This is a genomic window from Ignicoccus islandicus DSM 13165, assembly GCF_001481685.1.
In the GTDB taxonomy this organism is placed as follows: Archaea; Thermoproteota; Thermoprotei_A; order Sulfolobales; family Ignicoccaceae; genus Ignicoccus; species Ignicoccus islandicus.
In genome coordinates, this window is the sequence record NZ_CP006867.1 from 851,808 (window position 1) to 875,642 (window position 23,835).

Here is a 23,835-nt window from a genome sequence, read left to right on the forward strand (position 1 = left end):
CCCAATGGAAAGTTCTTCATTTAAACCTATCACCTATGCGAAAGCTCTTCAGATCCCTTTGCGAAACCCTCCTCCGGAGCTGGAAATTGATAGTAAAGAGCGAGAAGGAGTACGAAGAGCTCAAATCGAAAGGAGTTACTGCTTTCGTTTTCACGGTGGACTGGATAGAAGAAAGCAAGAGGTTGTACGAGAAGCTCGTTCAAGGCTTAACCCACATAAATTGTAAGGTCGTAGAAGTAGACGTGAGTTTAACTCCATCGATAATGGAGAAGGAAAACGTTGTCCATATTCCAACGGTTATAGTATACATTGATGGAAAGGAAGTAATACGCCAAGAAGGCAGCACGGGCAACGCCTTCGTTGACATGGATCACTTGAGGAGGGCCCTCAAAGAGTCAATGAAGAAGAGAGGCATACCTTTAAGGGAGACGTGACGGAATAGCGGGGTGCGAAAAAGCCTTGAAGAAGGCGTTACTGGTTTCCATCTCTTTGTTCTTTTTAAGTTATGCTGCTTGCTTAAACGTTACCCATAATGCCGTCATACTCGTTGACGATAACGTTCTCAAGATCTACCCTAAGTTGCAAGCTGGTCAAGTTCTGAAGAACGACGTCTTGGTTGAAAGAGTTGAAAAATACCTACCGGGATACGAAGGCTGGCTACCCTCGGCGCTCGTTAAAGTAAGTGAAGATAAGATCCCCTTGTGTAAGATGAACAACTTTAAGGTGTACCGAAATTGCACTGGTGTGCCTTACTGCTTAGTTCCAATAAACCAAGTGCCGATATTCGTTTACCACGGTAACTTTACTGAGAAGTTGAACGAGGTATTCTCCGGAGAAATAAGAGGTATGGGTAACCCTAACTCCAGGTTATGGGTAATAGAGCTCCTCGATCCCTTCTGTCCTTACTGCGCTCTGTTCTATACTCAAGGAGGAGGTAAGTACCTAGAGGAACTAGTTAAGTCCAATAAGGTATATTTCGTTGTAGTAATGGTTGCCTTCCATAATAACGCCAAGGGCTACGTACAGAGCTTGGAGCTCGCTTACGTGCAACAAGGTTACGCTAACTCAAACCAAACTGATAGGTTCTTCGAGTTGGAAAAGGAGATCGTGTCCAACTTAAGGGACCTAGTTGAAGGAAAACTCGAGTTAGTAAACGTTTTAGACGTAATGAAGGGCCCTATGAGTTTAACTAAGGAGTCTCAAAGGAAACTCAACGAAGTACTTCAAGAACTGGAGAGATGGAATAGAGAGCAACTCACCAAAGCGAGCCAAATATTTCCAGCAATAGCTACTCCGGCGACGATATTCCTTGACAAGGACACGGGCAAGGCAGTAGCTATAATGGGAGCCCAGAGCAAGGAGGGAATAATCAACGTGCTGAAGGCCTTGGGATTGCCCTTACCTCAGTAATTTTTCCAGATAGTAATAGTATATGGGTGAAGGTTCTAAGGGTCTACTCTTGTATTCGGGATGGTACTGAACTCCTATGAAGAGCTGGTTCTCTAGCTCTATTCCCTCAGGTATAACCATGTTTTCGTCCCAAGCGGAGACCTTCAAGCCAACTGCCTCAAGCTTGTCTATGTACTCGGGGTTCAAGTCGTACCTATGCCTATGTCTTTCGTAAACCTCATCCCTTCCATATGCTTCCCATAACTTAGTACCCTTTACTAGCTTGACCTTCCTCGCTCCTAGCCTAAGCGTTCCTCCGAGGTACTTTAGATACCTTTGATCCTCAAGGAGCTTAACTACTAAGTGAGGCGCATCGGGATCTATTTCTTCGCTATGAGCCCCTTCCAAGCCAGCTAAGTTTCGAGCCACTTCCACGGCCATCATTTGCATTCCGAAACATATTCCCAGAACTCCCTTACCTCGTTCCCTCAATTCCTTTATCATTGCTATTTTCCCTTCAGCTCCCCTTGCCCCGAAGCCTGGTAACACAATGCCCCCGACGACCTCTTCAGCTATTTCGCTGGCGTTCAACTTGCCTTTCTCTACTTTTTCCGAATCGACCCATACTAACTTCGGTCTAATGCCTATGTAGGCTGAAGCGTGATTCAAGGCCTCTATTATACTGATGTAACTATCCTTAAGCTTAACGTACTTGCCTATCATAGCAATGGGAGGTCCTTCCTCGGCGTTCCTAAGTTTTGAGACGAACTCTTCCCATTTGCTTAGATCGGGGTTCTTGTAGGGTAACTCTAATATTTTGGTTAAGTACTTGTCGTATCCTTGCTCCTTAAGTATTAAGGGCACTTCGTAAATCAAGCCCACGTCGTGGTCGGAGAACACGGCTTCGCGCGGAACGTTGGAGTAGAGCGCTATCTTGTTCGCCGCTTCAGGCTCAAGGGGCTTCTCTGATCTGGCTATTATTACGTGAGGCTGTATACCTATCCTCCTGAGTTCTTGAACCGAGTGCTGTAACGGTTTGGTTTTCTGCTCTCCCGTAGTCTTTAGGACCGGAACTAGCGCAACGTGGACGAACGCTACCTTGCCGTAATTCTCTATCCACATCTCCCTCGCTGCTTCTAGGAAAGGCAAGCTCTCGATGTCTCCAACGGTACCTCCTATCTCTATTACTGCAATATCGTAGTCTCTACTGACCTCCCTTATTCTGTTCTTTATCTCGTTAGTTACGTGGGGAATAATTTGAACGGTTTGGCCTAAGTACTCCCCTCTCCTTTCCTTCTCAATAACTGATAGGTATATCTTACCCGTAGTTACGTTGTTGTTCTTGCTTAGGTTTTGATTTAAGAAGCGCTCGTAGTGACCGAGGTCTAAGTCCGTTTCGCCCCCATCCTCTGTAACGAACACCTCTCCGTGGGCGAACGGATTCATCGTGCTTGCGTCTACATTAACGTAAGGATCTATCTTAATTGCAGTAACGCTGTAGCCCATACTCTTAAATAGGAGCGCCGTAGAGGCCGTAACGATTCCTTTGCCTAGGCTAGAGAGAACCCCTCCGGTTACGAACACATAGTTCGTCAACGTTACTCACCTTCCTACGATAGCTTACTTATATGTGATTTAAAGAAGGCTCTTCGCTGATTGCAATGGAGAGGGGTTATGGAAGACGGTAAGTGGTTAGCGAGTTTACTCATGTGGATATACTATCTCTCTATGTGGATAATAGTCATTTACTTAATCTATAGGGTCTACGTTTGGGCCACACAAGTCATTTAGCAAGGACATACCAACGTTCCGACGTCTTCGCCGTACAGAGCTTTTTCAACGTTCTCGGGAACTAATCCATTAAATATCCTCGCACAGATCGTTGGCGGTAATTTGTTTATTTCCTCTAATTTCTTCTTCATACCTCCAGTTACGTCAATGGAATCGCTCTCCTTCGCCGAAACTTCGCAAGCCTTAACGTACTTCAGAGGCTTGCCTTGGGGCCACTCGTCGTATACCCCGTCTACGTCAGTGGCGAAGAGTAGGTAGTCAGCCCTGAGTTCCCGCGCTAGAGCTACAGCTATTTCGTCTCCCGAGAGGACCCTTCCGGGATACACTACGTTTCCTTGGAGTATCGGTATCCATCCGAGGCGGAGGGAGTCTAATATGGGTCTCACGAAGGGCCCCGAAGAACACCATATGGAACTCGAGGAGTGAACGACGAAGTTTTCACCGAGCTCTCTTGCTACCCTTAAGCTCATCTCCAACATTAAGTTAACCACGTCCCAACCTTCCCTCCTTAAGTCGCTCCCTTTCTCAAGTATTTCCTTGACTTTAGGGTGCCCGAAGCTACCTCCTCCGTGAATTACTACCAAGGAATTGCCCTTGCGAACGAATTCTCTCAAAATCGGTCCTAGCTTCCTTAAGTAGTCCGCCCTGAGGGAGTAAGGTTCGTTTTTATTCGAGATAACGCTTCCTCCTATTTTAAGTACAACTAGCAAGGGAATTCCTTACCTAGAGTTACGAGCGATTCTCGACTATAAATTGCAACGATTACTCCTCTTATTTATTCCGCATAACTGGAGTGCCTTCTAGATTGATCGCAGTTTCGACGTTCTACTATTAGCGCGTTGAAACGAAGGAGAACGCCAATGACGAGTTGAGGTCAAATCAAAGCGTATAATCTAAGAGCAAGAACGTTACTGTAAGGTGGGCGTTATTATTCTAGACCAGATCTAAGCTTCGCTTAAGCTCTTCACTGACGCTCCGGAGTTATCGAATGGAGTTACGAGAAGGTTGAAACCATTAAGTTCGATTTCAGATACTTTCTTCCTCACGTTCTCTCTCCTAGTAACTGAGTATATTGCTTGACCCATGCTGCTCAGTCCGCAGTTTCCGAAGACTCTCCTCATTTCGGTACAAGCTTCTTTAACCTCACTCGGCTGCAGTTCCCATTCTATTCTCTTGAACCCAACTTCTTGTATTGAGTTGATGCCTTTGGAGAACCTCTCCAAGTTCCTTTCCACAACGCCACCCATAATCAACATATATGCAATTCTGATTGCCTTCGAACTTTCTTCCTCACGTATAGGCGTCCTCTCTTCAAATTCAGTCACTTCCCTTACCTCATCGTAAATCCCCTTCCGCTTATCGGGATAAGCTATCACTGCTATCCATTCCTCTGGAAGTTCCAAGCGAAGGTACGGTGGAGGCGAAGCTCTCGATGCTCCAGAAGGCGAAGGTTTCTCTTTTACCTCTATTGAATGACCGAAGTCGGCAACGAACCCACCTTCCTCGAAGACGGCCACCCCTATGCCGCTGGTCCCGCCTCTACCCGTTAGTATAGCCAATTCCCTCGAGGAACAATTAATTCCATTTAATGAGCAGAGGGCTTTAGCGGAACTTAAGAGCAGTTGAGTAGTGGAACCGAAGCCCATGTGAGCCGGGGGAGTAGATCGTATCTCTAGTTCGCCCTTTAGGTTCAGTCCCTTCAACCTTTCGTAAACTTCGTTGGCCCTGGGACCAATAACTTTGAAGTCCTCAGAGGGTCTCCCAACGACGACCGTTCGGGGTAGTTTGATGGCGAACCCTATTCCCCCATCTAGATACCCTAGGTTCCCAGTTAGGTCCAACAAGGAAACGTGTATTCGAGAAGGCGATGAGATCGCAATCAAATTAGTGAAACCCTTTAGATGGGGGTACCGAAAAGCTATTTTCACTTAGTCTTGAACTGCGCAGGCGGAACGAATATCATTTGATCTAGGAACCTTTGTCCGTTCGATTGAAATACCTTCTTACCTTCGCTACTTAGAACGAACGAGAAGAACTCCAGGGCCTTATCCGGGTGGGGCGCACAGATAGGTATCGTCACGCCGTAAACTATAGCTTTCGCTTCAACCACTTTCTCTTTCGGAGTTGAAGCCATTAGGACTACCTTTACTCTCTTATAGTTTTCGTTATCTTTCGCCAAATTACAGCAATCTGGGAGCGGGAAGTACTTCAACCCGTGCTGAACGGCCACGCTCTCGTATTCGAAAGCGACGTCTATGACTCCGACTTTTAATAGAGAAATGAGGTCGACGCTCTTGTCCCTTATAACGAAGTTGCCGGAGCTCCTTATCGAAGGATATACGTATATTGTAACGTCCCCGTTGCTTTTCTTAATTGAAACTCCGCTCAAACCACTTATTAAATCGAGAGCTCTTTGGTCAACGAATGATGCCAAGGCTAGAGCCATTAAGCTCCTATATCCTGCGGGATCCAAGTTCGGGTTGGAAATACCTATCTTAAGCTTACTTAATGCCCCTATCCAGTCCTTCTTAAGCGCCTCCCCCACCGAGTCCTTGGTGTACGCAATTACCATTCTATTTGTCGCGAATCCTACTACCCATTGATAGGGCATGAACTTAGGAACGATGCTGTAATCAGCAACGAACAATAAGTCTGGACACCTATGAAGATCTACTATTTTCCTAACGGCCTCTACGGATCCACTGAACTCGAAGAGTACTTTCTCTCCTGTTAGTTTCTGGTAAATTAACGCCGTTTCCCTTAGCGGAACGGAGAGGGACCCAGCTGAGTAAACGGTTAGCGCGTAAGCAGCGCATAAAGTTAATAAGAGGGTCGCGATCCACTTCACGATTTTCCCCTTCCGAGCTAAGAGAGAGATCATTTATTGCTAACGTCGGAAGGCAAGGCGATCTTCGCTCTTCGGGAGTAGTAGAGCGGGAGCGTCTGAGGCAATTGGCCGTATTCGCCCAATTCCTCCTTAATTACTTCAATCAATTCCTTAACGCTCATGTCTATTCTATTGTTGTCGATTCGCCTCAACACAACTACGGTATTGGTTTCCTTCTCCCTCTTCCCCACTAATACTAGATACGGTATCCACTCCTTTCCCGCGTCCCGGATCTTCGTTCCCATGCTAACGTTCCTATCGTCTATATCGACCCTTATTCCGGCCCTCTTTAGCTCGTCAACGACGGATAGAACGTAGGGCAATACCGACCTCTCTTCCGGTATTACCCTCACTTGAATGGGGGTTAGCCACATAGGTAACATGGGAGGCTTCCCCTCTTTGTAATCCTTAGCCGCCTTGTCCAGGATCATGTAGATGTATCTTTCAATTGATCCCAAGGGTGAAGCCTTAACGACGTACTTGTCGCCTTCTATAATTAGCTTTAAGCTACCGATCTCGACGGGCTTTCCGCAATTGGAAACGAGGAGGTACTCGACGTCTATTAAGGCGTTCGAGTCCTCTATTATTCTAACTATTCCATCCTTGTTATCCCTACCCACCATGTTCTTTATTAAATCGAACCATTCGTCTTTTACGTCATTCCTCAAGTTATACATAACAACGTACTTCTGACCTATCTTCTCGGCTTCATTATGCGTTAAGTCATGCATCATTAGTAAGAACTTCTCCGCGTTAAGTCTATCGTTAAAGAAGGCCGATATTACTGGTAAATGGAAAGAGTTCACCCTCTTACAAGGTTCGCAGTTACCGGATTTCCTATAAATAGTTAGTATCTCGAAGATCGCTATATCTGATTCGTCTACGCTAATCGCTTGCTCTTCGTCCGAACTCCTCAAGCAGAAGCCTTCACATACTATTGGACTGAACTCGCATTCCTCTTCTACGTCCGTGTCTTTCATAAAGTAAATTGGTATTAGTTCGTTAACGTTCAAGGCTAAAGTGCTTGCATATATTAGGACCGCATTGAACATGAAGTACGCTAAGGGTAAGTAGGCGGGAAAGCACTTATCGCCTATCTTCTTAACTACAAATCCGAACTTAGAGCAATACTTGCAAGCCAGATCTTCTTCGCACTTCCAGTCGCCTTTTTCAATAGATTCCCATACGATCCTTATTTCTTCGTTTAATTCATTAGCTTTAGGTTTGGTGAGCTCTCCATTGATCGTTATTACGTAGGAATCCAATACCTTTGGCTTGTACTCGGGCGGCGAGTACCTCTTGGAAAGCTCGGCTAGCGGATGACCCTTGCACTTAATTTGAAAGCTCTTGTACCATCCAAAGGGCGCCCTGTGGACCTTAACGCCTTTCTCTTTCAACATTTCTTCGAGCTTAAGTAGGACCTTAATGGCTTCCCCGGGCTTTGCGAGGGTCGAGGATAAGTGCGCGTAAGGATATAATACTACTTCATTTACCTTTAGCCTATTCAACTGTTCTACTATGTCCTTAACGACGTCATCTAATACCTTCGAGTCGTTAGGTTCAACTGTAGCGAACACTACTAGCGCGTTAGAAGTAGAGTAGCTCTTCTGACTAACGTTCTCAGCGCTCTTTATGGCCTTCTTCTTAGCTTCGTAGGAGAAATCATCTACGTGAAGCATGAGAATTTTCAATTAATTGCCCCTATTATTGAATTAAAAATGTTTTAAATAGATTATTTATTAATGTTTGGCCTTAGCGATAACTACCTCCCTCTTCTCGCTTACTTGCGTCTTAGATACAAGCCTTTGAGAATAGTAATAGTATATTGCTCCTAATAGCGCTCCTAAACTCATTAGGCCAGGTCCGCTCCACACGAATATCATTCCCGGTATTACCTTTGCTTGCACGTAGAGTCCTTGAGTAGATATCAGGCTCTTGTAATTCTTCGCCATATTGTATAACTCTACGGTCGCGACTTCCAAGAAGGTAGCCAACTGGTCCCTGGGAACTTGGTTTACGAAGTTTACGTTATAGCCGGCAGCGAAGAGCGCAGTTAAAGCCAGTTTCTGTCCCTCATCGTAGTTCTTTGAGTTGAGTAACTTGTTGAGGTACCATAATAGCATGTCGTGATACGATATGCCGGTTATTGCGTGAGACGACTTGACGGGCGGGTTAAGTACTACGTAAAGATCGCTTAGGCCGTAGCTAGGGTGAACCACCTTCGGAACCAGGCCGTGAATTCCTTGTATTTCTCCGTACGCCTCGTACCTTATCTTTTCATTGAATTCGTAGGTAGTGTTGTCTGGATTTAGCACCTTGAACTTTAGAGTCAGGTCAGCGGTTTCTGGTACGAACTTGGGTGCGTTAACGTAACCTGCGCAGTCGGGGTTCAAGCACTTCGTTCCGGGCGGAGGCGTTATCACCTTCAACACGTTCTTGGGATCCGATAGGAACTCTCCCATTTCAGTACCCATTAAGCTTTGAACGGTAGGGTCGCTGAGGGCATGTAGGTACGCGGTAATTGAGATCGGTAGGGAACCGGTCGAGGGATAAGTTCCGTTGCCCAGCGCTACCTCTCCATCGAACATGACGAACGCTTGAGGTATTACTGTCAGAGTTTCGTTCGCAATGGGCGCGGAAGCCGGATATATGGTAAAGTTGGAGAACGTGATTGCAATCTTTTCTTCCTCAAGCTCTATCGAGTAAGGTCTATCTAACCTAACTAACAACGCTTGGTGAGGCGTGAGCGGCATCGGCTTATTGATTACGAGGCCTTCCGCTAAGGTGGTAAACGCGTAGCCGAAGGTTCCGTCCCTCTTTTGCCATACGTAGAGCGCTATGGTTAGGTTCTGAGCGCTTAGCTTCAGCGGGCGCTTCAGATTGAGTTCGATAGCATTGGAGGTTACGTTGAATACCCTTATTTCCGCCGATTCGAAGGACGCGTTGTTTCTCGTTCCTAATTTGTAAACTTGCATTGCCTCATTGCTTACCATTGGGTTGGCGTGGAACATCTTGTTTACCACGTACCTATACAAGTCGTTCGTTTGGAGTAGTTGCTCCCCCTTCTTCACCTCTTGGAGAAATTCTGATAGGTCGTTGGCTATTGTCTTTATCGCTAACCACGCGTAGAAGTAAACGCTCGACTTCTGGACGTATCTATCGAATATATCAACGAACGATTTGCTTAGGTTATAGTCGTAGGATTCCAATACCAACTTCATGTTATTCGGTAGCGCCTCCGCCTTGTTCGGTGGGAGATCGAAATGGTAGAAGTAGTCGTTATTGAAGGCGTAGGTGCCCGACATTAGAACTCCTAAGGCCGTTAGTGCCATTCCCAAGTGAATTAGTCCTATTTCCACGTCCCTAATTTTCTTATATTTCGTAAAGATGTAGTAGAGGGAACTAGCTATAGCGATAGCCGCTAAGGGAATGCCGAACGCCATCATTGCATTGGTGGTAACGGGCGATAGGTGAGCCAACGTTATGGAGCCCCTTAGGGCAGCTAACCCGGTAGAGGTACCCAAGAGCAACGCGCTTGCTATAACTAAGAGAACCGGTTTCCAGCCTAACTCGCTCAAGGTAACCATAGGGAGGGAGATCAATAGCAGCGCGAGTACCGGGTAAAGCACGGGGTGGAAGTACTCTATTCCAGCGCTCATTTGCGGGATGGACGCTTCCTTACCCATTGCTACCATTATTGAAGGTACGAACAGGGTTCCGTAGACGAAGAAGGCGGCTATTAGAAGACCTAATGACGCTAGGCCCATTCCAATTACGAAGGGAGTTTTCTTCGCGATCGCTGATCTAATTTGGGTCAAGTACTTGTCCCAATCGGAAAGCCTCTTAATGAACCACATTAGGTAGGCTATAGACAAGACTAAGAGCGAGACGCTGCCTAGGTTAGCTCCAGCGAAGCTGTGCAATGGGCTGAGACCCGTTCTAGTTACGAACATTGCTAGGAAGACTGAGGAAGGTATTAGGGGAGCGTACGCTTCGGCGAACGCTGGTAATATTGGGGCCACGTGAGGTAGTACTGTAGCAGCGAGCCACACTACGAGCTCGCTCGTTTCTACGGGATCCCACGCCCAGTAGCCTCCCCAACCGAAGGTCTCATAGCTCCAGAACGCACCTAGAGCTATTCCTAGGGTCAGTAGCGCCCATCCAACGTTGAAGGATACTTTAGCTCTCTTTATACCCAAGGCGAGAGCTATGGCTGATATTGCCAATATACCGTAACCGCTGAACGTGGATACTGGGTGAGGATACAACCAAGGACTCTTTAATAGAGGATTCAGACCGGCACCGGTTATTGGATTGCCCGGTATTAGCGTGAACGCATCGTTCATGTAGGCAGCGAAGAGTCCGACCAAGACCACTGGTATAGATAGCAAGTAGAACTTCGCGTCGTCGCTTCTAATGAAGTATAAGGTGAGTCCAGCAATGAAGGCGAAGAGGAATAAGCTCCCGCCTCCTCCCGACCACGATGTAGCCAGCCTCATCCATAGGGGCATACCGACGCTGGAGTTCCAATAGACCTCGTGGAGGCTGAAGTCCAGCGTAAGGAAGGGTATTAGGTACAGTAGCCACGAAACGGTTAGCGCTATTGTTGAGTACTTCAAGTATTTCGCTAGTTCGTTTTTCTTTCCATTAAACGCGTAGTAGGCCGTCAGTATATAGAGCGCGGCAGCGATAAGAGGAGGAAATCCCGTCCAATGTAGCATTTCCTTCAGAACACCTAAGCCACTCAACATAGCATTTACTATAAAATCTCATGCGAACAATCGAATTAGGTTTAAGTATTACACTAATTATTCCCTGAACCTCAAGCTTATAGGTATCTAAGAATCACGCAAAGCGGATATTCGTACCTTTTCATATATGCCTCTCCGGGTTACACTAACTTGAACAAAGAGCAAATTAGGAGAATGGTTTGGGAGAAGATAAAACCCTATGCGCTACCGCCCTTTCCAGTAGAGGGAAGGATACCTAACTTCAAAGGAGCAAAGGAGGCCGCTGAGAGGCTGACTTCCATTCCGGAATGGAGAAACGCTTCGTTAGTGAAATCCAATCCAGACAGTCCTCAGAGATGGGTTCGCTTGGCTGCGCTTAGGGAAGGAAAGCTCCTCCTGATGGCAACGCCTCGCCTAAGGGAGGGGTTTCTCTTATTGGACCCGAATTCCGTTCCGCCTTCGAAATACTCCGAAGCTTCTACTATACGGGGAGCGTTCAAGTGGGGAAGGAAGCTTAGAACGGTAGACGAGCTATTGAACTCCGTAAGCAAGGTGGACTTCGTTATTGAGGGTTCAGTAGCGATCGATCTAGATGGTAGGAGGATAGGGAAGGGAGCTGGGTACGGCGACTTGGAGTTCGGTATATTAACCGAGCTAGGCCTTATGGACGTAAAAGTACCAATAGCTACTACCGTTCACGACGTCCAAGTTCTCGAGGGACCCTTACCGCAAGACCCTTGGGACGTCCCATTGAGCTTCGCTTTCACGCCTACCAAGTCGCTTAAGTTCGAACCGTTGAACAGGCCTAAGGGGATATTATGGCAATACTTAAGTGAAGAGAAAGTGCGTGAGATTCCAATCCTTCGCGAGCTCAAGCGCTCTATTCAAAAGCAATAGTATAAACCGTGAAATGGTGGTTAAAAATTGGAAGAACTGAAGAAAGAGAACTACAAGCTCTTAAGAGAGGAAGTAATTAAGTGTCCCGTTTGCGGAGAAGAGAAGATGAAGGTTAGCATATATAGTTACGATATGCCAATGATAGGTCCAGTAATAATAGTTACGGGTAAATGCGCTAGCTGTGGATATAAGTTCGTTGACATTAAGACGTTGGAAAGGAAAGGCAACCAGAGGATAGAATTTAAAGTAGAGAACGAAAAAGACTTGAACACGTTGGTACTCAGGTCCTCGACCGCTACCTTGGAAATACCGGAACTTCAAGCGGAAATTTCGCCGGGACCTATTTCCCAAGGCTTCCTAACGACTGTTGAGGGGGTTCTACATAGGTTCAAAGACATTATAGAATTCCTCTGTAAAGACGCGACAGATGAGAAAGAGAAGAAGGAGTGCGAGGAGAGGTTGAAACGCTTAGGTGAGATGTTAGAAGGTAAGAGGGAGTTTACAATAATAATTAAAGATCCCGAAGGGTACAGCAAGATAGCGAGCGAAAAGGCAAAAGAGGAGATAAAGAGGGACGATGACGGAATAGCTCCCTTAGAGAGCGGTGATCGGACGGCACGAGGTGGAGTCCAATGAGGAGCACGCTAGATGCTGTTCCAGAAGGTAAGACCGTTAGGGTCGTTGAAATCTACGCGGGCCCGGGAGCGACCGTTAGGTTGAGGGAGCTCGGAATAAAGGAGGGTAGCTTAGTGAAGGTCGTAAAGAACAGTGGAATAGGTCCAATAGTTATAGAAACTAGCGAGGGGCGGTTCGCTCTAGGAAGGGGTATGGCGAGTAGAGTTATTGTAGAGGAAGCGTTCTAATAAGCGAGGTGACGCGGTTGATCAGAATAAAGCTCGTGGGGGCCTCCCTCTCTATAATCTCATTAGTTGCCATTGCTTTAACTACATACTCCCTCTTCGCTCCCCTAGACGTTTCAATTCAGATAATCAAAATTACCAATTGGTTAGTAGTTGTGGCTCTTTCAATTATCTTAGGTTGGATTGGAGTAATAATGCTCAGGGCGGAGGAGCCGAAAAGCGCGGAAGAGCTCAGGGAGGAACTGAGAAAGGAAATAGAAGAGATGAAGAAAGACATTGAAAGGGCCATGAAGGAACAAGCTTAGTTCGTTCCATCGAACGCTTTCGTTTCATACTTACCATAAAACGTTACGCTTCCGATCGAATTCTTGGAAGAGTGATGAAGTGGAGCGATCACAGGAGAGTCACTGAGTACGTGCTTCAAGCAATACCGCTCAGCTTCGGAGAAAAGGAAAAGATCGTTGAGTCGAACGTAATGACCGATAAATATCCGGATTTCGTAGATGGAAGAAGGGTAGCGCACCACTCGGAAGAAGGTTTAAAGGTAGGGTTAGCGTACCTAAAGGAAGCTAAGAACAAATATGACAGAAAAGAAAGTTACGAAATAGAACTGGGTAGGGCTTTACATTATCTGCAAGATTACTGCGTAGAGAATGATATAAAGGAACTCGAATTCCACGACCTAAAGGTAAGAAGTAAGGCCCACGATAGCATGGAAGAGTTCGTAAAAAGGATTCGAGACGAAACGGTTCGAAAGTACGCCTTTTCAGCAGCAGTCGAAACCAAGGACAAGAACCCTACTCTAGAGGAACTATATAGGATCGCATTAGCAAAAGGAATGAAAAGGGATCCCAGCAAGGTATTGAAGTGTGCCGTATGTCTGAGCGCTCTTGCTCTAAGGTACTTAACTTCTAGTCCTAAACAGGAACCTGAGAGCTCGGACGGGAGTAGTTCTAAAGGGAACGGGAGTAGAGGAAGGGAACGCGGAGTAATGTTCAAATTATTGTATTATACGGCCAAGCTCGTTCTGTTCGGCGTAAAGTTGGCCATTGTATTACCACTAATCGCTATCTTTACAATATTCCTAATAGGCTTGATACCATTATGTTTCATCCCCATTCTAGATCTCATCGTTATACCCCTTTGCGAGGTCTTCGGAGGGGCAATCATAGGGGGATTAAAGTGGACGTTCGGTATTAAAAGCTCGCAAGAAGTAAAGGTAGAGAACTTAGGGGTATGTAAAGACTAGGAGCGAGGAAGGTCGTAAACGAGTCCCAGCTGAAGGTAATAGTGACAACATGGGCATACATATATAATTGGCGAAATGCTAACTATAATTGGAGCGACACGGCAATCGACAATAACCCGGGTGAGGTTCCCCCGATGATCCGGGTGAGGATGAGATGCCGTAAGGACTACCTCTCTTCACATCTCCTCAATACTTTCTTAAGCTCAACCGCTCTCCGATTCCCCGAGTAAAGCTCATCCAATCTCCTGACGAAGTTCGCTACGTGATCTGCTATAGATAGGAGTCTCCGATAGTTCGGATCCCTAATTCCTCCTTCTCGATGAATTCTTTCAATGCAAGTGACTTGTTGAAAGCGTTCTTCAATAAATTCGTAAGCGTGATCGTCAACCAGTAGCACTTTGCTTCTCTCTAGGAGGTTCTTGCATCTATTTACTAGTCGGTCGAGGTCGGTATCATAGTCGACAACGTAAAATTGTACACCGCGCTTCTTCATTTCCTCTAACGTCCTCGGCAACTTCTTCAACGCGGTCAATCTCTCCTTCTTCGCTTTCTCTCTCGAATGTCCAAGGTTTTCGAGCTTCTTCAAATCGTTACTGTAAACTGCAACCATTCCGTAAACCGTCCGTAGAACGCTTTTCCCCTTGGACTTCCTTTTAAGGACCTTTGGATCTGATTTGGTATAATCTATAGCTACCACCAAATCCAAGCATCCGTCCTCGGGAACCAAGGTCAAGTGCCTCTGGATACATTCTACGATTGTAAGTAAAAGCATTTACACAATAGTCCATTAAACCTCATTTCCAATGATGCGCTACTCCAGTTCCGCGGTATCTCGTATCGATAGGAGCGAAGAAAGCCTACATTAACTATAGCTCAAAATCGAAGGAGGAGGACTGAGAACGTGTTCCAGAAGATCAAGCCACCGGAAGGAGGGGAGTTCATAAAAGTCGAGGGAGGCAAGCTAGTAGTACCGCCTAACCCGATCGTACCTTACATAGAGGGAGACGGAATAGGCCCCGAAGTGGTCAACGCCGCTCGGAAGATGGTAGACGCTGCGGTTGAAACCAGCTACAAGGGCGAGAGGAAGATAGTATGGTGGAAGGTCTACGCTGGAATAGAAGCTGAGCCCATTTACGGCACCTTGCTACCCGAGGACACCCTTAACGCCATAAAGACGGCTAGAGTCGCCCTCAAAGGTCCCATGACCACCCCAATAGGTTCCGGTTGGAGGAGCGTCAACGTAGCTCTGAGACAGTTACTCGACTTGTACGCTAACATAAGGCCAGTCAAGTACATCAAGGGCATACCGGCTCCTCACAAATACGCCGACAAGGTAGACATTATAATATTCAGGGAGAACACTGAAGACGTTTACGCTGGAATAGAGTGGAAGTACGATAGCCCGGAGGCCGCGAAGATAAGGGAATTCTTGAAGAAGGAATTCAACATACAATTAAGGGAAGACAGTGGAATAGGACTCAAACCGATATCTAGATTCGCTACTCGGAGAATAATGAGGGCCGCCTTGAACTGGGCCATAGAATACAACCGGAAGAGGGTTACCGTTATGCATAAAGGCAACATAATGAAGTACACCGAAGGATACTTCAAGATATGGGCGTTCGAGCTGGCGAAGGAGGAGTTCGGAGATAAGGTAGTGTTTGAAGAGGAGCTACAAGGAGGAGAGGTACCCGAAGGGAAAATATTGGTGAACGATAGGATAGCCGACAACATGTTCAACCAAATAATAACCAGGCCTTGGGACTACGACGTAATAGTCACGCCCAACCTCAACGGCGATTACCTAAGCGACGCGGCAGCTGCTCTCGTAGGCGGCCTCGGAATAGCCCCTGGCGCTAACGTAGGCGACAACATAGGTATGTTCGAACCTATCCACGGTTCGGCTCCTAAGTACGCTGGTAAGAACGTAGCTAATCCAACCGCTACTGCTCTAAGCGCTGCAATAATGCTAGACTACATAGGTTGGCACGAAGCGGCAGATCTATTAAGAAAGGGTATAGAAGAAACCATTGCTAGCCACAAGGTAACTCAAGACATCGCTAGGCATTTAGGAATAGAACCACTCAGCACTACTGAATTCACCGAGGAAGTAATAAAGAACATAAAGAGGCTGGGAACTTGAAAGAGCTTCACTTGGCCTTCCTAATTTACGCTACCCAAATGGCTCCTAAAACCCAACTTGACGAGGTCCTGGCAGAGACCTTGGGCGTATTGATGGAAAACGAGGAGGATTTCGTTCACGCAGTTAAGTTGACTAAAATACTCGCATTGGATTTGCAAATACTCGCGAAAGCGGCAGTAAAGGCCTTCGGCGAAAAGGCTTTAGAGTTCAAGGAAGTAATTGAGAAGGAGTTCAAGCAAGGAGAGCAATGGGAAAGATACGTTAAGAGGTTTTCCTCCAAGGCGAGGTGAGTATTTTCACTATTTCCTTTGCCTTGCTCTCGCTTATTCCCTCAACCCTAGCCAGCTCGACCTCGCTCGCGTTGTAAACAGCTCTTACGCTTCCGAACCTAGATAAGAGCCTTTCCGCCAGGGCCGGTCCTATTCCGGGAAGACATTGGACCAAGAACCTCTGCCAGTCCTCTAGCTTATTGAGCGGAGGTTTACCTTGGACCTTAACTGGCACTCTCCTCTTGTTACCCTCTTGCTCTCTACGTGTGAGGAAAGCTATTACCCTAGCTGCGTCCTCTACGGTCGGAGCGTAGAGCACCCCTATTTGAAAATCGTATTGAAGAGAAGCTATTGCTGAGGGAACGCCGTGACCCGCCTTAGAGAACTTGAGCGCCCTCCAATCACCTTCTATTAGAAAGAATGGTCTTTCGAACGCCTCCTTCAACCTCTTAGCTTGGTCAAACAACCTTCCGTCCTTCAAGCTATTAATTAAGTCCCTAACGGTCTTCCTTTCTATTGCTACCTTCTCAGATATCACGTAATCGGCAACGGGCAGCTGCTCCCACGTTATTACTATTCCATTTTTCAAAAGCAACTTGGGGAGCTCACTATTCTTTTCCCTTATGTCGACGTAGATTCTAAGCAAGGGTCCTCGCAATCCGCCTACTAGTCCTACCTAATAGTTTATTGATGAGTTCCTCTAAGCCAATTACCTTCGGTATTACGGCTCCGGCCGCGCCCTTATGACCGCCTCCCCTCCCACCTAATTCCTCAGCGATGGAAGAGAGGAGCTCCGAGACGTCGAAGCCCTTCTTCAATATCCTCGGAGAGCACCTAGCGTATATCCTGTACTCGTCCTTCTCCTCCCTAATCACGTATACGACGTCCAGGCCCAGCTGAACTAAGGTCCTCGCCGCGTCCCCCTCGTTAGCCCCTACGTAAGTAGCGCCTATCACGTAATCCTTAACCTTCCTATGAACCAACCTCTCGCAAGCCTTAATCCTACTAATCCTTTTCGAAAGGTCCAGCTCCTCTTGGCTCTCTAGCAACTTAAACGCCGTTTCCAAGGACCCGGCTTGGGAGAGCCACTCCATTACGCTAAACGTTGAGCTCTTAGCTAACTTGAAGGCCTTGCTATCGTAAATTATTCCAGCCATTAACGCTTCGGCAACGTTCCTAGGTAGGTTAATTCCCTTGAGTTTGAGCACCTTCGCTATTACCTCCGATGTGGATGAGGCATCGGGATCTACTAGGAAGGGCTCTATGTCCCCGGTTACGTGGTGATCTATCCTATACGCTTCCTTCCCTTCTAGGATTACGTTCGGTAATTGCGAGAGGGAGGCAGTATCTAAGATAACTAGGACCTCTTCGCGCGGGACCTCCTCCTTGAATTCCAGTCCAACGTGTTCCGCTAATCTCTTTCCCAGAGAGGAGAGTCCCCCGGGGGCATAGAACTCTGGGTCCCCTATTAACGAAAACGGGGAAGCTGCGCCTACTGCATCTGGATCGGCGTGCCTGTGAACCACTACCGCGTACCTACTCCCCTTTAGTCTCTCCAGCAGTTTCACTCCTTTGCAGTAGTCTATCAAGCTCTCTTTCACCTTCGTCCAAGGCCTCTTCGACCAATCGATCGTAGTCTATTCTCAGTTTGGCTCCGCTAACGCCTAGATCCATTTCCACGTTCTTGCCTTCTTCGCCTATCTCAATTGAAATGGTGAGGTCCAAGTCTTCTATTCTCGTTTTACCCTCTTTTTCTATTCTCTCTTCCACCTTTTGGGAGGCCTTCAGCAAGGCCTCTACTAACTTCTCAACCTCCTCCAATTGCACCTGCACCCATTACTTTATTCAATTCCTCCTTAAGCCTTTGAATTTCCTTCCTTATCATCTCCTCTTGCTTCTTGAGGCTTGCCAACTTTATTTCGAGCAACTCTATCTTATTTTCAACGTCCTTTATTGCCTCTTGTTTGGTTGTCTTGACTAAGACGTGGCCTATGTTCCTAAATATTTCCGCGTCGTCCGGAAGCTTCTCAAGTTCTGATTTGACCCTCTTCAGCTCGTTGAGCTCAGCTTGGTAGAGGGTTAACTGCTGTACTACGTTCTCGTATAGCGCTTGTTGTTGTTGAAGTTGCGCTAGTAAGTTCTGGGCCTTGGGAGGTAAGTTCACGCTCATGGCCTATCCTCCACGGCCTTAAGGGCTTCGGAGGCACTATATATCCAGTACATAAACGAGTTAGCAGCAGCCCTAAGAGCGCTCACGTCCTTGGCCTTGATTACTATTCTCTTATCATTTGCCTCTAACTGAACTCTCGAACTTGTGGGGGGATGGGTTACCTCTGGCAGCAAGGCGGTGAACACTGCTTCGTCGCACACTTCAATCTCTACTTCGCCTATCCACTCTCGCAATCCTAATCACCGGACCGACTTTCAGGTTAGAACCGGAAGGCCGGAATATAACTTCGAACCCCCTTTCGTCCCTCTCAACGCTCGCTACTAAGTCCTCATCGCCTTCGCATTCGCCTAGGCCTAAGAGGTCCCTTAGGTTTCCTATGATTTCCTTCGTCTCTTCGTCTATAGCGTTTTCATCTATGCAAACTTTCTTAACATTGTAAACCCTCCTACCCGTTTCCGAGCTCAGGCTCAAACCCCTCAGAACTATTGTTCCTAATGGAACTAGTTCTACTCCATCTACCGAGTAGACCTCTATTGAGTGGGGGTTCCCGTTTTTCTCTTTTACGATAATTACCCTCTCCGCTCCTAAGTCAGATGCTATAGAGCCGAGGAGCTCTAGCGCCGCTTTCCCTCTGCTCACTCTTTCCGAGTTCGGCAAGACGCTAGCCAGATCCTTCAAGAAAGTGCGCGTCCTCTGAGAGGGTTTGTGTGAGGTCGTTAGCAAGTACCTAACTCGTTGCTCCAATTCGCGTCCCATTTCGCATCCCTTCAGTACGGTAATTAACAGCAATGAGGAGATCTTTCTATAAAAATAGATATCTGTTTTATGATTTATTCACCATCCCATGGTGAATACCCATCTCCACCCCTTGTCCAAATTCACATTTCCATTTACTCACAATCAATTCCATCATTTCCTCAACCTTAATCATTTACGAAAAGAAACAATGGTCTCCTTAAGCACCTTCAGTTTCTACCGGACTTCCCAATTGTTAATTCCATTTTAACCCAATCAATTATCATTGTATTTGCAAAAACAAACAAGATTTACCACTCTTGAGCTCAGACCATCAGTACAAGGCCCTTTCAAGATCGATCTTTACAATGAGAAGGAGCTTAGATGGGTTAATAAGCGATCATGGGAACTTTAATGATCATGGGGATTTCTACTCAAGCCTACCTTATATAAGCATATGCATGTATATATTGGACAACTACTTGAATTCAAGTTCTGAGAGGAAAGGTATGGTTGAGGAAAGGCAGATGAAGGGAAAGGGTTAAAAGATGGAGAATTAGTTGTTTAAATAGGAGGGCAACGGTAGAGATCCAAGAGGGAGTGGAAAGCTAATCTTATTAGAGACGCGATTTCTTCGAATTCCCCGTAGAGATCCAAGAGGGAGTGGAAAGAAGATTTATGCGAATTCATAGCCTAATTCTTTTAAGAAGTAGAGATCCAAGAGGGAGTGGAAAGCAACCTCGATTTATTTTTTACGTTTTCTACGTTCTTTTATGTAGAGATCCAAGAGGGAGTGGAAAGTTCTCTTTCTTCTTTTCCTTTAGCTCTTCAATTAGCAGTAGAGATCCAAGAGGGAGTGGAAAGCTTCTTCATTTCTTCCTCCTTTTCTTTCAAGCCACGTAGCAGTAGAGATCCAAGAGGGAGTGGAAAGCAAACTCTCCCCGAATTCTTGCGCTTCGGTTGGGGTTCCCATGTAGAGATCCAAGAGGGAGTGGAAAGATATGATAGCATATTACTCCATCTTCTTAGCTTCAAGAAGATAAGTAGAGATCCAAGAGGGAGTGGAAAGTCCGAGGAAATAGGCTCGAGCCTTTTTATGTTTTGTCTGTAGAGATCCAAGAGGGAGTGGAAAGTGTTATAAAACTCATTAGACCTCTCTATTTCGAGGATGTAATGTAGAGATCCAAGAGGGAGTGGAAAGCCCTCTCTAGGTCCCTCCTCCCTCTGAAGGGATCGATTATCCTGTAGAGATCCAAGAGGGAGTGGAAAGCCGGTGTCAAGACGCGTGACGACTATGTTCATAACGTGTAGAGATCCAAGAGGGAGTGGAAAGTCTTCTTTCTCGTTCCGTGCGAACCCTCTAAGTACAGTAGAGATCCAAGATGGAGTGGAAAGAATCAGTAACACTTATAATACTACGTCTGGTAGTATTGTAGTAGAGACCCAATAGGGAATAGAAAGTAGTCTCATTCCACTTCCCGGACTTGGGAAGCATTCCGTTACTGTAGAATCCCAATAGGGAATAGAAAGTTATCGTATTCGATCCTTATAGTTAGCTTAACTTCATCCGGGTAGAGTCCAAATAGGGAATAGAAAGATAATATGTTATAACTATAAAGTATTCTCTTAAGAGGCCTCTAGCAAAAGTCTCGAGGCGAAATTGAAGCGGAAATGAATAGAAGGTATGGGCCTCGAATGCGTAGGAACTGTGAGGGGTCGGGGCCGGTCCACTTCTTCACCCATCTAGGCTCAAGAGGCGCCGCTCCTCATCCCCAGTAACGAAGTTCGTTAAAGGTACCGTTCTAGCCGCTTCCGATAGCCTATCGAACTCGTCCAGCGTGAGGCCTCCTTGGGGTACTAACTTGAAGCTCCTTTGGGCCCTCTCGAGGTCTTCGGCCCTAAAGAACCTCCACCCCCTCCCATCGAGTACTTTCACAGCTATCCAAGGTTCTGCCCCGCCCCTAATTTTCCATACCATTAACGTTTCGACTTGCTTTGGAGGCAAATATATCGTTCTCTCTTCACTGGAAGTCTTTACCTCTATAGCCGCTGCGTATCCCTTCTTCAAGGCGACCAAGTCGGGATACGGGTACCTCTTCACCTTGGCCCCGCTCGCGGGAGCCCTAATCACGACCCATCCACGTTTATAGAGAAGTTGAGCTAGTTGCCTTTCGTAATTGGTGCGGGACCTCAACTCTTCCTCCGAAAAGAGGTATAGTAGAGAGGTAATATCGGTTAAATAAGGAGGAAGCTACCACGCTTCCCTTTCGGGAACGATTACCTCTATTCCCAAGGGCTCGACGAGTTCCTTGAACTTCAGCGCGTCCTTAACGCTCCCGACTATAGTTCCCCAATGCATTGGCACAGCGAGCTTCACGCCTTTCATGGACTTAACCGCCTCAGCTGCCTCTTCGGGGGTCATCACGTATGTCCCTGATACAGGAAGCAGCGCTACTTCCGCCTCCAAGCCTCTCATTTCCGGTACGAAATCGGTGTCTCCCGCGTGGTATAGGCGGAACCCCACGTCTATCACGTAACCCACTCTACCGTCTTCCTTTGGATGGAAGACAACTCCCGGAGCGCGGAACTTGTTCACGTTGTAAGCCGGTACGGTTTCGAAGGGTATTGGCTCGTTATACCTCTCGCCGGGCTTAACGAAAATCTTTTCGTTATCGAACGACCTTAGGCAGTCCCTAGCGATTTCGGGAGCTATTACGATAGTTCTGTCATCAATTACTTTCCTTATGTCGCTGGGAGAACAGTGATCGAAGTGTTCGTGCGTAATGAAAAGTACACTTGCCTTATCGTTGCTCTTAACAGATATCTTATAGGGATCTATGGCTATTACGTCGTTCGCTGTTACTATCTTGAACCCGTCGTGGCCGAGCCAACTAAGTTTAACGCCTTTCCAAGATATCAAAGGGGCCGTCCCGAGTAGAAGGGCGCTTCATGAGATATTAGGTTAAGCGCTCGGTAGCGATTCGAGCTTCACAGCTAGCCGAGCGGCCGTTCCGGAAGCCCCATCCAAGTACTTCTCCACTTCAAGCTCCTTTCCAAAGCCCTTTTCGTAAGCTTCGCTTAGGCCCTTTAAGAGGTCCGAAACGTCCCCCTTCTTCAAGTACCACCTCTTGAACTCCAGTTCTCCCCGTGCCTCTGGGAAGACTAGGATTAGTTTGGTGAAGTTCTTTCCCATGAGCTCTTTGGCTACCACCGATGCAGGGCATTCCTCTAGTAGGCAAACTTCCGTAGGCTTGGACCTCTTGGCGACCAATACGCCTCCAGTGTAGCCCTTGTACCTACTGAAGTACAAGATGACCGCGGAGTGGTAATACTGGCTCAAGAGGGTTAGGAAGGCTTCGCGTCCTTCCTTATCGTCTTCGCTGTAGTACTTGTTCACCAGTTTCTGGGAGAGTTCGTCCGAAGCCAGTAAGTAGGTCCACCTTCTCCTCGATAGTATCGACTTCGCGAGGAGGTACAAGGTAACGAGGTCGTCATCCAGTTTGATCCTTCCATTCCGTACCCTTTTCTCTATTTCGGATGGAATCTTCCTCAGCATTTGGTAGAAGGTCGAATCAGTAACCAAGTTCATTATTTCAGTTAACTTGGCCCCCTGCTCTTTCCCTAAGTCATTGCTCGGGGAAGCGCCCTTGTGGTAGGCCATCCTAATTACTTCTATTTCGTACAGAAGATCCCTCCAGTCCTCCCTCTTTAATATCAAGTTGAGTATCCTTACGGCCATTGCGCTGTAGAGCATTGAAATTGTATGTAAGTAAACGTCCTTATACATGAAAACCCTTCCGAGGAGCATGGATTCTATAACGCTTATTCCCTTATCTAAAATGCCGACCTTGAGGAGGTCCTTGTTCTCCTTGTCTGGTACGAGAACGATCACCTTATACAATCTATTTAAATCGTAGGATCCCAAGGACACTCCAGCTGAGTACGCGTCGCGGAGAACGAAATCGCCCCTGTCTACGTCTATCTCGGAACTGATGAGCTGAGCTATTATTAACTTGGCGTTGTTCCGGGGGTTCAAGTTGCTGAGCAGGTTCATTCTGGCTCCGCTGAAGTAAGCGGCTTGGAGCACTTCCTTTACAGTTTCTAAATCGACCCTTCTCCCTTTGTACCTCACTTCGCTACCGCTCTGAATCAACTCCTCGACTATAGCTATGCCCCGTAATTCGTGGTCTGTAAAGAGAGGTATTGCGCCGGCTTCCTTTAGGTACGTTAGGTCGCTCTTGGTGACCTTTTCGGATACGTGGGAGAGCAGCATGTGACCTATGTCGTGGAGGAGCGCGGCCACTACTGCCTCCGGAAGGAGGTTCTCCAGTTCCTTCATTACCTCCTCGTAAGCGGGCTTCAAGTGCTTCGTCAAATGGATCAGTTCCTTGGTGTTTTCAATAACGTGCGTTATCATGTTCTTCATTACTGCAGCTGCTCCCAGCGAGTGCTCGAACCTAGTGTGGGTAGCGCTAGGGTAAACGAGGTAAGCTAATCCCAGTTGCTTCACGTCCCTCAGTCTCTGAAAGAGCTCCGTGTCTATCAGAGTTTCGAATAAGTCCTTTGGGAGTTCCACGAACCCGTGGATAGGGTCCCTAACGGCTCTCAGTTCGACTCCTTTCTCGTCCCCCAAAACTGCTTTACCGATACCAATTGATGAGACGAGTAGATATTAGGTTAAAGGTTTAAGTCCTCCGCTCGGTAGAGTGAGGCTC

Annotated in this window: 25 protein-coding genes and 1 CRISPR repeat array; of the genes, 9 read left to right on the forward strand and 16 right to left on the reverse strand. The window is 46.9% G+C overall.

Going from position 1 to position 23,835, the window contains the following annotated elements; genetic code table 11:
* Positions 1 to 86: 86 nt before the first annotated feature.
* Positions 87 to 434 (forward strand): thioredoxin domain-containing protein, encoded by a 348-nt coding sequence (locus EYM_RS04705; RefSeq protein WP_075049905.1) that lies wholly within the window; start codon positions 87 to 89, stop codon positions 432 to 434.
* Between the two features lie 25 nt (positions 435 to 459).
* Complete coding sequence (locus EYM_RS04710) at positions 460 to 1,410, forward strand: DsbA family protein (protein WP_075049906.1); 951 nt, start codon at positions 460 to 462, stop codon at positions 1,408 to 1,410.
* On the opposite strand, the gene EYM_RS04715 is transcribed toward EYM_RS04710, so the two are convergent.
* The 6 genes from EYM_RS04715 to ccsA form a co-directional block, all read right to left on the reverse strand.
* A complete protein-coding gene (locus EYM_RS04715; protein ID WP_075049907.1) occupies positions 1,399 to 2,985 on the reverse strand; it encodes a CTP synthase in 1,587 nt (528 codons plus the stop codon). The two genes, EYM_RS04710 and EYM_RS04715, sit on opposite strands and share 12 nt — an antisense overlap.
* Positions 2,986 to 3,176: 191 nt before the next feature.
* Positions 3,177 to 3,890 (reverse strand): isopentenyl phosphate kinase, encoded by a 714-nt coding sequence (locus EYM_RS04720; RefSeq protein ID WP_075049908.1) that lies wholly within the window; start codon positions 3,888 to 3,890, stop codon positions 3,177 to 3,179.
* A 234-nt stretch (positions 3,891 to 4,124) separates the two neighbouring features.
* A complete protein-coding gene (locus EYM_RS04725; protein WP_168050212.1) occupies positions 4,125 to 5,063 on the reverse strand; it encodes a beta-ribofuranosylaminobenzene 5'-phosphate synthase family protein in 939 nt (312 codons plus the stop codon).
* A gap of 41 nt (positions 5,064 to 5,104) precedes the next feature.
* Positions 5,105 to 6,028 (reverse strand): substrate-binding domain-containing protein, encoded by a 924-nt coding sequence (locus EYM_RS04730; protein ID WP_075049909.1) that lies wholly within the window; start codon positions 6,026 to 6,028, stop codon positions 5,105 to 5,107.
* Positions 6,029 to 6,057: 29 nt separating this feature from the next.
* Positions 6,058 to 7,758 (reverse strand): threonyl-tRNA synthetase editing domain-containing protein, encoded by a 1,701-nt coding sequence (locus EYM_RS04735; protein ID WP_075049910.1) that lies wholly within the window; start codon positions 7,756 to 7,758, stop codon positions 6,058 to 6,060.
* Positions 7,759 to 7,806: 48 nt separating this feature from the next.
* Positions 7,807 to 10,788: a cytochrome c biogenesis protein CcsA gene (ccsA, locus tag EYM_RS04740; RefSeq protein ID WP_075049911.1), complete on the reverse strand. Its 2,982-nt coding sequence runs from the start codon at positions 10,786 to 10,788 to the stop codon at positions 7,807 to 7,809.
* A 180-nt stretch (positions 10,789 to 10,968) separates the two neighbouring features.
* On the opposite strand from ccsA, the gene EYM_RS04745 reads away from it, so the two are divergent.
* The 5 genes from EYM_RS04745 to EYM_RS04765 all read left to right on the forward strand — a co-directional run bounded on the left by EYM_RS04745 (position 10,969) and on the right by EYM_RS04765 (position 13,803).
* A complete protein-coding gene (locus EYM_RS04745) occupies positions 10,969 to 11,694 on the forward strand; it encodes a 5-formyltetrahydrofolate cyclo-ligase (RefSeq protein ID WP_236943405.1) in 726 nt (241 codons plus the stop codon).
* A 27-nt stretch (positions 11,695 to 11,721) separates the two neighbouring features.
* Positions 11,722 to 12,330: a ZPR1 zinc finger domain-containing protein gene (locus EYM_RS04750; RefSeq protein WP_083495061.1), complete on the forward strand. Its 609-nt coding sequence runs from the start codon at positions 11,722 to 11,724 to the stop codon at positions 12,328 to 12,330.
* A complete protein-coding gene (locus EYM_RS04755) occupies positions 12,327 to 12,557 on the forward strand; it encodes a FeoA family protein (RefSeq protein ID WP_075049913.1) in 231 nt (76 codons plus the stop codon). Before EYM_RS04750 ends, EYM_RS04755 begins: the two co-directional genes overlap by 4 nt.
* 17 nt (positions 12,558 to 12,574) lie before the next feature.
* Positions 12,575 to 12,859, forward strand: coding sequence for a hypothetical protein (locus EYM_RS04760; protein ID WP_075049914.1), 285 nt, complete (start codon positions 12,575 to 12,577; stop codon positions 12,857 to 12,859).
* A 74-nt stretch (positions 12,860 to 12,933) separates the two neighbouring features.
* Positions 12,934 to 13,803 (forward strand): phospholipase C/P1 nuclease family protein, encoded by an 870-nt coding sequence (locus tag EYM_RS04765; RefSeq protein WP_075049915.1) that lies wholly within the window; start codon positions 12,934 to 12,936, stop codon positions 13,801 to 13,803.
* A gap of 166 nt (positions 13,804 to 13,969) precedes the next feature.
* Here the strand turns inward: EYM_RS04765 and EYM_RS04770 are convergent, their stop codons facing one another.
* Complete coding sequence (locus EYM_RS04770; protein WP_157058768.1) at positions 13,970 to 14,575, reverse strand: hypothetical protein; 606 nt, start codon at positions 14,573 to 14,575, stop codon at positions 13,970 to 13,972.
* A 129-nt stretch (positions 14,576 to 14,704) separates the two neighbouring features.
* Here EYM_RS04770 and EYM_RS04775 point away from each other — a divergent pair, with 129 nt between their 5' ends.
* The gene (locus EYM_RS04775) at positions 14,705 to 15,946 is read left to right on the forward strand and encodes an NADP-dependent isocitrate dehydrogenase (protein WP_075049917.1); all 1,242 of its coding nucleotides are present in this window, start codon (positions 14,705 to 14,707) and stop codon (positions 15,944 to 15,946) included.
* Positions 15,943 to 16,236 carry a hypothetical protein gene (locus tag EYM_RS04780; protein ID WP_075049918.1) on the forward strand — a complete coding sequence of 98 codons (294 nt, stop codon included), beginning with the start codon at positions 15,943 to 15,945 and terminating at the stop codon, positions 16,234 to 16,236. The genes EYM_RS04775 and EYM_RS04780 overlap by 4 nt, the downstream gene beginning before the upstream one ends.
* Here the strand turns inward: EYM_RS04780 and EYM_RS04785 are convergent.
* The 9 genes from EYM_RS04785 to EYM_RS04825 all read right to left on the reverse strand — a co-directional run bounded on the left by EYM_RS04785 (position 16,208) and on the right by EYM_RS04825 (position 23,753).
* Complete coding sequence (locus EYM_RS04785) at positions 16,208 to 16,861, reverse strand: ERCC4 domain-containing protein (protein WP_075049919.1); 654 nt, start codon at positions 16,859 to 16,861, stop codon at positions 16,208 to 16,210. The two genes, EYM_RS04780 and EYM_RS04785, sit on opposite strands and share 29 nt — an antisense overlap.
* Positions 16,854 to 17,804, reverse strand: a complete 951-nt coding sequence (locus EYM_RS04790) for a DHH family phosphoesterase (RefSeq protein WP_217221069.1) — start codon at positions 17,802 to 17,804, stop codon at positions 16,854 to 16,856. The genes EYM_RS04785 and EYM_RS04790 overlap by 8 nt, the downstream gene beginning before the upstream one ends.
* On the reverse strand, positions 17,752 to 18,036 hold the full coding sequence (locus EYM_RS04795; protein WP_075049921.1) for a hypothetical protein: 285 nt from the start codon (positions 18,034 to 18,036) through the stop codon (positions 17,752 to 17,754). The genes EYM_RS04790 and EYM_RS04795 overlap by 53 nt, the downstream gene beginning before the upstream one ends.
* On the reverse strand, positions 18,023 to 18,385 hold the full coding sequence (locus tag EYM_RS04800) for a prefoldin subunit beta (protein WP_075049922.1): 363 nt from the start codon (positions 18,383 to 18,385) through the stop codon (positions 18,023 to 18,025). The genes EYM_RS04795 and EYM_RS04800 overlap by 14 nt, the downstream gene beginning before the upstream one ends.
* On the reverse strand, positions 18,382 to 18,618 hold the full coding sequence (locus tag EYM_RS04805; protein ID WP_075049923.1) for a KEOPS complex subunit Pcc1: 237 nt from the start codon (positions 18,616 to 18,618) through the stop codon (positions 18,382 to 18,384). Before EYM_RS04805 ends, EYM_RS04800 begins: the two co-directional genes overlap by 4 nt.
* Positions 18,587 to 19,141 (reverse strand): Brix domain-containing protein, encoded by a 555-nt coding sequence (locus EYM_RS04810; protein WP_075049924.1) that lies wholly within the window; start codon positions 19,139 to 19,141, stop codon positions 18,587 to 18,589. Before EYM_RS04810 ends, EYM_RS04805 begins: the two co-directional genes overlap by 32 nt.
* Before the next feature lie 561 nt (positions 19,142 to 19,702).
* Positions 19,703 to 20,581: direct repeats of the CRISPR family, unit length 26 nt; unit sequence GTAGAGATCCAAGAGGGAGTGGAAAG.
* Positions 20,582 to 20,855: 274 nt separating this feature from the next.
* Positions 20,856 to 21,314, reverse strand: a complete 459-nt coding sequence (gene hjc, locus EYM_RS04815; RefSeq protein WP_075049925.1) for a Holliday junction resolvase Hjc — start codon at positions 21,312 to 21,314, stop codon at positions 20,856 to 20,858.
* A 57-nt stretch (positions 21,315 to 21,371) separates the two neighbouring features.
* Positions 21,372 to 22,040: an MBL fold metallo-hydrolase gene (locus EYM_RS04820; RefSeq protein WP_157058769.1), complete on the reverse strand. Its 669-nt coding sequence runs from the start codon at positions 22,038 to 22,040 to the stop codon at positions 21,372 to 21,374.
* Between the two features lie 42 nt (positions 22,041 to 22,082).
* Positions 22,083 to 23,753 (reverse strand): HD domain-containing protein, encoded by a 1,671-nt coding sequence (locus EYM_RS04825; protein ID WP_075049926.1) that lies wholly within the window; start codon positions 23,751 to 23,753, stop codon positions 22,083 to 22,085.
* Positions 23,754 to 23,835: the final 82 nt, after the last annotated feature.